General features: G+C 48.8%; 7 protein-coding genes. 6 read left to right on the top strand and 1 reads right to left on the bottom strand.

The window, feature by feature from the left end:
* Positions 1-26 precede the first annotated feature (26 nt).
* From K9W43_03985 to K9W43_04000, 4 genes are all read left to right on the top strand, one after another.
* The gene (locus tag K9W43_03985; protein MCF2136380.1) at positions 27-1,412 is read left to right on the top strand and encodes a TldD/PmbA family protein; all 1,386 of its coding nucleotides are present in this window, start codon (positions 27-29) and stop codon (positions 1,410-1,412) included.
* An 11-nt stretch (positions 1,413-1,423) separates the two neighbouring features.
* A complete protein-coding gene (locus tag K9W43_03990; protein ID MCF2136381.1) occupies positions 1,424-2,785 on the top strand; it encodes a TldD/PmbA family protein in 1,362 nt (453 codons plus the stop codon).
* 161 nt (positions 2,786-2,946) lie between these two features.
* A complete protein-coding gene (locus K9W43_03995) occupies positions 2,947-6,066 on the top strand; it encodes a S8 family serine peptidase (protein ID MCF2136382.1) in 3,120 nt (1,039 codons plus the stop codon).
* 22 nt (positions 6,067-6,088) lie between these two features.
* Positions 6,089-7,372: an FAD-dependent oxidoreductase gene (locus tag K9W43_04000; protein MCF2136383.1), complete on the top strand. Its 1,284-nt coding sequence runs from the start codon at positions 6,089-6,091 to the stop codon at positions 7,370-7,372.
* Here K9W43_04000 and K9W43_04005 read toward each other — a convergent pair whose 3' ends face one another.
* Positions 7,373-10,210: a S8 family serine peptidase gene (locus K9W43_04005; GenBank protein ID MCF2136384.1), complete on the bottom strand. Its 2,838-nt coding sequence runs from the start codon at positions 10,208-10,210 to the stop codon at positions 7,373-7,375.
* A gap of 215 nt (positions 10,211-10,425) precedes the next feature.
* Here K9W43_04005 and K9W43_04010 point away from each other — a divergent pair, with 215 nt between their 5' ends.
* Both K9W43_04010 and K9W43_04015 read left to right on the top strand, forming a co-directional pair.
* Positions 10,426-10,716: a hypothetical protein gene (locus K9W43_04010; protein ID MCF2136385.1), complete on the top strand. Its 291-nt coding sequence runs from the start codon at positions 10,426-10,428 to the stop codon at positions 10,714-10,716.
* 145 nt (positions 10,717-10,861) lie between these two features.
* A complete protein-coding gene (locus tag K9W43_04015) occupies positions 10,862-11,977 on the top strand; it encodes a hypothetical protein (GenBank protein MCF2136386.1) in 1,116 nt (371 codons plus the stop codon).
* Positions 11,978-12,159: the final 182 nt, after the last annotated feature.

Raw genomic sequence — 12,159 nt, forward strand, 5'->3', positions numbered from 1 at the left:
TTCAAAATGACTTGGAGTGTACACTGGTGTTTGATAAACTTGAGAAGGCTCTAGAACATGGCCAGGACTTGGGCGCAACATATGTGGAATTGCGTGCGGAGGACGGCTTTATCGAGTATCTGCAGATGGATGATGGACGGATCAATGCCCTGACCCAGAGAATCGAACGGGGTGTTGCTATCCGTGCTCTCGTCAATGGTGCATGGGGTTTTGTTTCGACTGGAGAATCGGAGCAATTACCTGAAGCAGTTGTGAGTGCCTGTAAGATGGCACGAGCAGCGGCAGCCACAAGAAGAGAACCGATCACGATTGCAGAAGTAAAGACGTATGAGGACGTTGTCAAGAGTGAGGCCCGAATCGATCCTCGCCATGTTTCAGTAGAGGAAAAAGTCGGATATATGCGCGAAGTCACACAGGCGATTCAGGATTATGACAAGCGTATAGCAGCCGTCACATTGAAGGTTCGAACAGCCTCTGGGACCAAATACATTGCGACTTCTGAAGGGACACGCCTGCAGATGCCTGTCAATCTGGTATGGGTGTATCCTTGGGTGACTGGCAAAGATGGTCCCAAGATGAGTGCTGCAAGAAATGAAGAGGCTACTACTCTTGCCGGATGGGAGTTTGTTTCAGATGTTGCTACACCCGAGGTCGTGGGTATTCCCGCAGCTCGACGTGCAATTATGCAGCTCGAGGGAGTCGCCGCAAAGGCTGGGTCATTCCCCTGTATTCTTGGTCCACGTGTCATTGGTGTGCTTGCTCATGAGGCACTTGGCCACCTAGCTGAGGCTGATCTGACGGCGACAAGCGCATTTGCCGGGAAGCTTGGTGAGGTTGTAGCTGCTGAGGGCGTGAACATGACGGATGATGGAACCGATCCTGGCAATATTGGGACCTCTAAATATGATGATGAGGGAGTGCCAGCAAGTCGGGTCGAGATCATCAAGGACTCTGTTCTCACCGAATTAATGACCAACCGCGAATATGCAGCCAAGATGGATATGAGGCCAACTGGCAACGCTCGTGCGGAGAGCTATCTATATCCTCCCATCGTCAGAATGCGGAACACGTTCTTTGAGAAGGGTGACTTTTCCTTTGAAGAACTGTTCGAAGATATTGAATTTGGATACTATTGTGTTGATTTCAGAGGCGGACAAGCTCAGATGAATGCGAGTTTCCAAGTTGGTATTCAGGAGGCCTTTGAGATAGTGAATGGTGCTGTAGGTCGGCCTGTCAAAGATCTCTCAATCTCCGGTATTGCAACTGATTCGCTATTCAAGATCGATGCGGTCTCGAACGAGGACTTTCCATTCGAGACTGGTCGTTGCGGCAAAGGTCAGGAGGCCTTTGTATCATCTGGTGGTCCGAGTATTCGGTTTCTGAAAGGTGGCATCACCTTTGGAGGGAAATAGGAGGGACTGATATGATAGATGAAAAGAAATTGCATGAGCTCTGTGAGTTTGGTATTAAGAGAGGCGTCGATGGTGGCGCTACGCAGATCGAGATTCATGCTCAGATTGTCAATGAACTTGAGAGCAGTGTGGAACTTGGTCAGGTCAATAGTGTCAATCGAAAAGATGGTACAGAGATCGCCATCCGTCTGTACATCGGTAAGAAGATGGGCAGTACGTTCACGAACATACCCTCTGAAGAGGCGATTGGTGAGGCTGTTGATATGGCTCTGGGCGCTGCGCGTGTGGCCACAGAAGATCCGGACTTTGTGGGTCTTTCCAAGCCTGCAACATATCCTGAGATCGAGGGCCTTTGGAATGACGAAGCTGCAAAAGCCGAAGCGGAACGTGTTGTGACAGATTTGACAAAGGCTGTTGCTGGCTCTGTTGAGAAGGATCCTCAACTTGTACCCGCAATGGCCATGGTCGGCACCGTTGTCTATCGAAATGTCTACATGAATAACAATGGGGTCGACACCTCAGAACGTGGGACGATTGGGTATGTTGTTTTAGGGGCTGTTGCGCAGACCGAGTCGGGCATGACTCCTATGGTCTTTTCTTTCGACATCCGTCGGGGGATAGACTTTGACTCAGAAGCAGTGATTGACGAAGTAGTCAAGTTTCTACGCCTCTGCAAGACTCCTGTCAAGGGAAAGGGTGGTAGTCTTCCGGTAGTGATGCACCCCATGGCATATGGTTCGATAATGAACTTCACAGTTTCCAAAGCTATCAGGGGTGATAATGTTGCACGAGGTAAATCTATCATCGGTGACAAGATTGGTGAAACCATAGCCTCACCAAAGATCACGATATACGATGATGGGACACATCCGCGAGGGATTACCACTTCTCTCTCAGATGATGAAGGTGTTCCCCGGCAAAAGACACCAATAATCGAGAATGGTGTTCTTCGATCATTCATCTGGGATACGTACTGGGCCAATAAGATGGGGGTCTCCAGCACAGGTAATGCTCGACGCGATATGCGTCAGGGTCTGGTTGAGATCGCTCCAACTACTATGGTCATCGATCCCGGTACGAGAAGTGTTGATGACATTATCTCCGAGATCGAATACGGGTATTATGTCCAATCTGTTCAGGGCGCACATAGTTCCAATCCCGATTCGGGTGACTTTAGCATCGTTGCAAATCCTGCGATCCTTATTGAGAATGGTCGGATGATTGGGCAGGTTCATGGTCTGATGATCTCAGGGAATGCCTTCGATCTCCTTATGCAAGTTGCAGAGGTGGCCAACACTCCTATCTATCTCCAAGAAATGATCGGCCCGGAAATTCTGTTCACCAATGTCAATGTTGTGGCTCGTGAGGAATAGACTCACTGGAGCTGTAAGCGTGCAGCTCCCCCTTTTTCTTTTTCAAGCAAAAGCATATCTGTGATAGTATGCTGCTGAATTGTTGTACTTGAATGCGGTGATGAACACTGACGCGCGTCTACTCTCTGGTCATACTCACACTACTCTCTGTGCCAATGATCATGCCTCTTCTGGTTGTGCCTCCTGTGGCATCGATGAGGTTTACCCCTCTCCCCGGTCTACAAGTCATCGACTCGATGCTTGCGCACGAGATTGAGAATGCACACTCCTCTAATGGTCTGGCGAGTTGTACCTCTATCCGTGCAATTCTTCAGTTCACCCATGAGTTGTCCGGCTCGCAGATTGAGCTGGCTGAATCTTTTGGGGTACGGCTCTTGAAACGAGGTTTCACTCCCATTCATGTTGGTCCTGTCTATCTTGCCGAAGTTTCGGATGAGGCATCACTTCAAACGTTGACGGCGATCGGTCTTGTTCGTGCCTCTCCCGGCTCTAAACAATTTTATCCGTCACTCTCTTCATCCGTTCCTGCTACTAAAGCAACTGAGGTTCGACATAAGCTCACAAAAGATGGTTCGGCCATTGATGGTAGCGGTACGCTTGTTGCGGTCTTGGATACTGGTGTTGACTGGTTGCATCCTTCATTTTGGCGAGTGACAACATCTCCGCTCAATGTTATCCAGAGTGGTGGGGACTACTATGTTGATCTGGATAATGACTCGGTCCCAGATTCAAATGAGGGACCGATCGTAGTCGTTCAACAACAGAATCCCTCTTCAATCGAGGTTTCGAACGAGTACATGTACATCGACGTTAAGGATAACGGTAACTTCGACTTGACCGATGGTGACCGATGGCTTGCGGGTGTTGATGCAAATGATGATGGCGTGATCACCCTGAGCACAGAACAGGTCGTTGTTCTTGGCGAGCCCAAAGTGGCTATCTTTTACGATCAGCACTCTGGTAATGTGTATGTGCGTGGTGTCAATCTCACTTCGAGTGCATTGTATGTGGGCGATGATCACGGGCATGGTACACATGTTGCCTCGATAATCGCGGGTGGGCAGCCGGGCTATACTGATATGGTTGGTGTGGCCCCGGGAGCAGACATCTTGGCGATTCGGAGCCCATTAATGTCCGCTGATATTCTTGACGCTATCTTTTTCGCGGCTCAAAACGATGCCGATGTTATCAACATGTCTTTTTCCAGCTTTCTCGGTTTTCTTGATGGGACTGATGTTGAGGATGTTGCAATCAGCGAGGCCATGCGCGACTATGGGCTTATTGCATCTCTTGCATCAGGAAATCTGGCCGGTTCTCAAAAGCACGCCAGCTTTGAGGTTCAATCAGGCGCGAGGGTAAATGCGTCCTTTACAGTATCGGATCCCCCTGACTACTCATTCCTCAATATTCTATGGTACAGCTATGACGACGATGAATATGTGACTCTATACTCCCCCAATGACGAGTCGATCGAGATAGGACCGTTCAGTGAATACACTGGAAAGAGTTTCGAGGTCAATGCAGACGATCTTCGTGCGTACGTCTTTGCAGACACGAGCATAAAGGGGACGAACCGTATTCTTGTGCAGGTCTCGCAATCGGATCACTTCTGGACTGATGGCACATGGAGGGTCGAAGTACGGAATCCTGCTGGTGAGACCGTTGATGTCAATTGCTTTGTCTGGGCTGGCGCTTGGTCTGATACGCACCTTCGTTTTACTTCACACATTGATAATTTACATACACTCAGTTCTCCCGGGACCGCCGACCTTGGGATCACCGTCGGTTCTTGTTACGACTCCTTGACCTCGATTTCCGGCTCATCAGGAAGGGGCCCCCGCATTGACGGACGGATCAAACCAGAGGTCGTAGCTCCGGGTGTAGGGATTAATGCTGCTCGTAACAGTCTGACCAGTCTTTGGACTGTCAGGAGTGGAACCAGCATGGCTGCGCCTCATGTTGCTGGTGTTCTTGCATTGATCCGTCAGGCCTCCTCCGTTGACTCTCCTTGGATCGCATATTCAGCTCTTGTACAGGGTGCCGGAGGACTCGCAGGTCATAAGAGCATACCATTACCCGACTGGGGATTTGGGGCGGTTGATGCATTGACATCAGTTAGACATGTTCTCTCTCTCAATGTCAGTTCGGGTTCTACTGAAGACGATTGGGCTGGGATTCCTCTTGCTTTTGGTCCCAGTGAGGACAGCTCGCTCAATGCTACTCTTGATATCGTGACCACGCGAGTGTATCCCACAGTCTCTGAGTTAGATGTGGAGGTCACAATGCGTGCTGCTCCCGATTTCTCTGGTGGCAATACTCTGACCATTGAGTGGGACACTGATAATAATGTGGCCACCGGTCATAATGGTGCAGAGATGAAGATCGAGATATCTGGTGGGACAAGTACACTCTATCAATGGAGCGGTACTGCTTATGTCGCCACAAGTACGACTGTTGGGTCTCATATCTCAGGCAAGTCTGTGTTGGTCCATGTCGGCGTGGGTGCAGATCTTCCCTGCAGATTGAGTATATCCACATTCAACTCGACTGATGCGGCCATTGATGACACAGGCTGGTTTTCTCTCACGAACACTTGGCGTCCACTCATTACAGATGCCACGATCAATCACGCAGCGTCTACATGGACCTTCGATTTTACACCATCTGATATTGACACTCCAATCACTTCGCTCTCCTACTCATGGAAGGTGGTCGATGGAGACCTGAAATCTCTGGCGTCGGACAGTGGAGCATGTACTACGCATTTGACTCTCTCTGTAGACACAGCAGCTATCCCGACTCTTGATTCACCCAGTTTGAGTCTAAATATTTCCGATGATCTGTCCACGCTCTATGCTCCACTTGTGATCCTCTCGGGAGGTCTGTCAGTACGGGTTGCAGTACAAGATGCCAGTCTTGATGCATATACCATAACGACAGGTCCATTCCTTAATGGGATGATCACAGGCGAGATCAACGTCACAGGTGAGATGTTCATTGACTCTGTAAGTCTGGCACTTCATTCCTCTGTTGGTTATTGGCTCAACTTTACGCTTGAGGGCAAGGATGGTGTGTATCCGATCTCGGTCTCGGCCAATAACATCGCTGATGGGTCCTACGATGCCTACGCTGTCGTAAAGGACTTGGGTGGTGGCTCGATCCACTATCTGATGGGGACTCTTCACATAGTGACTGATTATTCAAGGGTTATTATCATAACCGCAGTAGTGGTAGGAGTCATAGTTATAATCAAGCTGTACAAGATGAGAACTCCTCCCTAACATCCTCGGAGAATGAACGAACATGAAGCTCGTGATTGTTGGATATGGGCCCGGTGGTGTGGCTGCAGCAGTGGCCGCTAAGATATCCGCCCCTGAGACTGAGGTAACTATTCTCACTAAAGAAACACTTCCAGCTCATAGAAGACCTGGCGTGACCATGGCATTTAGATCAATAACAGCCGGAGACCTCACAATATCTGAGTGGTCTCCCAAGGCTCTATCCAAGAAAGGGATCAATCTCACGCAAGGCGTCACCGTTGTTGGAGGTGATGTTTCCCGAAAGGCTCTCTCTGTTAAAGATGCCAAGGGTGAGAGCCAGATCAGGTACGATAAATTGATTCTTGCGACTGGTGGCCGCCCTGTCATTCCACAGATTCCAGGGGCCGATTTGAAGGGAGTCTTCACCGTTCAAGATTTGGCCGATGCTCAGAATGTGGCTAAAGCACTTGAAGACGCAAATTCTGTTATCATTGTCGGTGCCGGGTTTAGCGGATTAGAAGCTGCAGAACAAATCTTAGCGCTTGGTAAGGAAGTCCATCTGATTGTCAGATCACGTCTGCTGCGACGACTGCTTGAACCCAGTATGAGCGATGAACTTGTTAAACGATTACCATCACGGCTTCATGTACATATTGGCAAGAGTCCGGATCGGGTGCTTGGCACCACTTGTGTTGCTGGTCTTTCTCTCGGGGATGATAAAATCGATGCGGACATGGTTCTCTTCATGACTGGTGTTCGCCCTGAGACCAGTCTTGCTGAGAGTCTGGGACTCAAGATCGGTGATCTTGGCGGGATCGTGGTCAACGAACTCATGGAGACCTCAGTTCCAGAGGTATATGCTGTAGGGGACTGTATCGAGTCGCGTGATTTTCTCACCGGTAAACCAATTCTCCTTCCCGTGGGCAGTGCGGCAGCTCGGGCCGGGCGTCAGGCTGGAATGGCCGCAATTGGTCGTGACAAGGTGTATCCGGAAGTGACTCTCCGTTTTCAGTATGACCACATCTTCTCTACTGAGATAGTGACCGTCGGATCTTCCACAACACAGGCTTCAGACTATGGGCTTGAGACCCTTGTCGAGACCATGTATGATCCTGCCGAGTTTACGCACGTGGCCATTATCACTGACAAACAGCATCGGATCATAGGCGGGCAGGTCTTATCTGCCAGAATGGCCTCTCCTATAGGCTACCAGCTTCTCAGACGGGTGGAAGAGGGTGCCACGTTGGATGCGCAGCCCCTCACCAAGTTCAGGCATGAGGCATTCAGGGCTGCATTGGAAGAGGCCCTTGGCCCGATCAATCCCTGATCACACGATATCTGGTGGATTGCCTCTATCCTCGACTGGGATCTCCCATTCGTTTTGTTGGGACATCCGGCGTCTACCTCTTCCTTTTCCATACTTGATGAATGCCACATAACACAGACCGACCACGACTATGATCAGTAGGCCCGTGGTCACTGATGTGATAAATACGTCATCCGCTGCTTGAACTTGGATAAGAATGGTCTTTTCGTAGACACGTAGGTGACCAGTTGAGTCATATGCCTGTACATAGATGTGATAGAATCCGCCCATGTCAATGACAAAGCTCGTTGCAAATTTATACCCTAATGACTCGATGACATCACTTGTCACGTTTGTACCATCTGGCTTTTCAATGTGGACGGCCACGGATTGTAAGTCCTCATCAAAGATATATACGGTAAGGTTCGCGGTATCGCCGATTCTGCCTGCTTCAAAATCCACTCCATAGATCCGCGGAGAAACGGGGATAATGGACTGTGCAAGGTTGCGGACAAATTGTAGATTATCGGCATTCATTTCTGTAGCCTTATTGATGATGTCATCATACAGCGTCGAGCCATCTGCAATGGCAACGACTCTTCCGCGTCCAACATTTACTTCGGCAATCAATGCATGAGTCTTTGCAGCATCTGTCCAGAGAAGGCCTCTCGCACCTGCAACGGACGGATCAATACTTAGTGTTCCTCCATAGACGATGTAGAGGTTTCTGACATCATCAACGAGTGGATCGTTTTCTACAGCCCCGCCATAATCTGCTCCATAGACAAGGCCCTCTCCACTAGGTCCCACACCAATACTGTTCTTCTCACACTGAATTCCATACGGTGCTAAGATCTTGTTGTAGTCCGCCATATTGTATGATGCATTGTGATAGACGGGGTCATAGTATTCTGAGAGGATGAGTAGCGTTCCTCCATCTCTCACGTACTCATGTATTGCATTGATTTCGGAGTCGGTGTAATCAAGTTCTGTGTCCATGATCATGAACGATTCCGAATTTGATAGATCGTCAGGTGTTAGGTGCGATGTAAGCCAGCTCTTCTCTAGGCGGTCTGTGATCATGCCTGCCTCTCTCAATTCCTGTCCGAAATAGTTGTAGTACCTTGGGTCATCAGGATCGTCATCAGATTGGTGGAGCATATCGACCAGAAGGCGACCTCCGTAAGTAGTGATCGAGTACGAGATGTCTAACGACGCGATAATCTCAGTTCCTACAACTAGTGACAGATTTCCCGTATATGTGCCCACGGCAGAGAGCGGAAGATTGCCTGAGATGTTCATGCCAATGCTGAAGTACGAATATCCTGTCTGAACAGATACTATGTTCGTTGATACATTAACATAATTAGTTGCATTACCCGACATGACTATGTCTACTTTTCCACGGTTCACGGTCGATATGATCGTGACCTTCTGGTTGGGCCTGTCATCACCAACGATGAGCACAGAAGACCCCTCGGGAAGAGTAGGATATCTAAGAGGTGTCATTAGTGTGATTATTCGAGAGGTCTCATTGATCAGTGTGGCTGACCGATTTGCATTGACCAGCCCCATTCCTTGGGCCATTGCATCAAGGTCCAGATCTGTTGCGCCAGCCATCAAGAATGCTTTGACCGCCAGTGGCGATAAACCAGGATATTGCTGTACCAATATTGCTACTACACCTGCTACTAATGGTGTGGCAACAGAAGTACCCGACCACATGGTGTAGTAGTTCCCAAATTGGGTTGAATTATAAATTATATATTCACTAGGATTTGCCCCCGACCATCTTCCTGAAACGACATTTTCGCCTGGGGCAATTACATCCGGTTTGACTACCCGCCCACGCGGATAATGGACGTTTCGCACTACTGGCCCACGCGAGCTAAACTGTGCAATCGCATCTGCTCCGTTGGAGGCACCCACAGTAATGGCCTCTTCAGTGATTCCTGGTGCATTAATCGTTTCTGTTGCAGGTCCGGAATTACCTGCTGCTATGACTACAGCAACTCCGTTGCTAATCGCGGCCTTACTGGCCTCGACTGAGGGATCTGCGAACATACTATCGGTCCATAGGCCTCCAATGCTCATGCTGATGACATCAACGCCCTGGTCCACAGCAAATTCAATGCCTTGTGCAATAATCGAGTCGTCCGTTGTTCCTGATGAGTCAAGGATCTTTACGATGAGTAGATCTGCTCCTGGGGCCATGCCACTGTAATTTCCAGTACCCATATTTGTACCAGCCGCAAGCCATGCAGTACCAGTACCATGACCATTATCGTCGTATGAATTGATGCCGTCTGCGGGATTCATATCGTCGTGATTGTTCACAAAATCTTTGAATCCGATAATCTTCCCTGCGAGATCGGGGTGACCGCCCCACGCCCCACTATCAAGAAGTGCAATGGTAGTCCCTGAGCCATTATATCCCTTTTCCCAGAGTGGATTAATATTGAGTATCTTGTCCGGATGGACATATCCACTGTTCGACTTAGCAGCAATGCCATCTACTGGATCCTCTGCAAGAAGACCTACCTTTATGTCGAGAGTGATGGCGTTCACATACCCTGAGACTGCGAGTCGTACGATTGCCTGATTGGTTGCATAGGCGGAAACCATTGGAATGAGATGGAACACATGTCGTATCTCCACTCCCTTTGTCTCATACTGTTCGACTACTTGCTCCATGTATGAGGAAGGTGTTCCATCAGGAAACTGAAAGACTACAGGTATTCGCTGACTGGTGCATTGCTCTTTTATTGCATTTTGAAGCGATGGCGCAATAATTGACGGAACACTGTTGTTTGTCTTGACCGAAATACCTGATACTAAGGCTGGTATTGGTATTAACATAATTGTAATCAACAAAGCTGCAATGAATTTGGTTCGATATCTGATCGGCGTCATTTCGTGGGGCCCTTCTACTGATGCGTTTATCAATCTGTAATTAAGCATTCCTTTGACTGCTGTTTTGATACTCGGTCTCTCCGAGCAGTGAAGTCTTATTATTTGATTGTATATAGATATCTGAGTGCAATGCACATTGAGTGAAAAAGGAGTTTAATACGTTGGGAACAAAACCACCTAATTACGAACGCAGGCTGCAGATCAAGCATTTCTTTGATGACCGTACTACTGGGCAGACTCGACGAACATGGCTCGAGATTCAGTTGCTCCCCCCGGAGAAGAGCCCTGAAGGCTGGGTCAATGAGGGAAAGGTCAGGCTCACATTGGGTGAGGACCGCGATATCAAGGGATCTTTTCTTCTATCGATATCCGAGGCTGCTCGCCTGCAAAAGGCGCTTGATATGATAGTCGAAGATCATGAGCTTGATATGGCTCGATTATGGCGAGAGTGATCGAGTCTAGTGTGGCGGTTCTTCCATATCGATAGTATCGCCACAGGCCTCCATTCTTTTTTAAGACCTGATGCTCCTAATAGGGAGTGACAACAGATTTATTCCTCGCTTTACTATAGTAGAAGCAATACGAGGAGGACTATCATTGGCTGGTCTTGAAAATGTACTTGGCTATGTGATGAAGATTGACTTTCAATTTCCAATGAGTGATATTATTGCAGTAGTGCCGTACGTGCTTCCTATGCTGTTCATTGGTGCAACGCTCTTGTTGTATCAGCGGCATCTTGTCCCCGAAGCAATGAGTCGGAATGCCATGGTCTTTGTTGGTGCACTCTGCTACATTCTATCGTTCTTATTGATTCTGTATGCCGGGTTTGGCTCTGTGTGGTGGGGCCCACCGGAACTCACGTTTGGCTCATGGGCAATCTTCATGGGATTACTTCAGGCAACAACCGATCTTATCTTTGGGTCTGTGCTTGGAAGTGTCAGCTACATCCTCCTCATAACGGTACTCTTTATCTTTCTCGCCAAATCCGTGATCGCCCCACCCAACCCTGACTTTGTTAAAATAAAGGCGGAGTTGCGTGCTGCCGAGGATAACGTCAAGACTCTGACTGGTGAGGTTCAAAAATTAGAGGGTGAGAAGAAGCAGCTTACCGAGTTCCTCTCCGATAAGGAGACGACCCTCACCCGTCTGGAGAGTGAACTGACCTCGTTGAAAGCGCAGGTCGCACAGATTGAGGAGGAAAAGGCAGTATTACAGGCCGATCTCGCAGCAGCAAAGGAATCTCCCACTGTCGATGCTGATGCGGAACAGGAACTTCTTGCAACTATATCGAAGAAAGATCAGACTATTACTCGGTTGCAGGCTGAGATTGAGGATCTACGCCGCCGTGCAGAATCTGCGGCCCCTGCAAAAAGCACTGACAAGCTAGCTAAGATCGAAGAGCAGCTAAAGTCATGTCAGGGTCGGATGGAGAGTCTCGCTCGAAGGTCTGAGACCGCATCTGAGGTGATAGACAGTGTGATCTCGGATATGGCCGAACTTATTTCGGATATTGACTCCAGTGGTCTTGATCCTTCGGCAAAGATCGCTTTGTCATCTCTGCTTGAAGGCTTGGGCCGGGCTGTAGGAAAGATATCACGCCCCTCGGAAGCACCACCTGAAGAAGAACCTCGTGTAGAGCTCATCGGAGCTGTTATGATGGTTCATGAAGTGGTGGATGCTGTAAAGCGTCTTGCACGCAGTGCTTCCTCATAGTTGCTTCTCTATGGACGATCCGAGAGAGGTCAATGATGGCCTCTCTCTCTTAACTTCTTTCGATTTTTACTAAAACAATCATTATTAGTCTTCAATTGTCAAAAGTTTATCTTACAAGATGTGAGTCGTAATGCTTAATAGTCACCGACGCGCCAAAATATTTAATCACACCGGATACCAGA

The sequence above is a fragment of the Candidatus Thorarchaeota archaeon genome, from assembly GCA_021498125.1.
Classification (GTDB): Archaea; Asgardarchaeota; Thorarchaeia; order Thorarchaeales; family Thorarchaeaceae; genus B65-G9.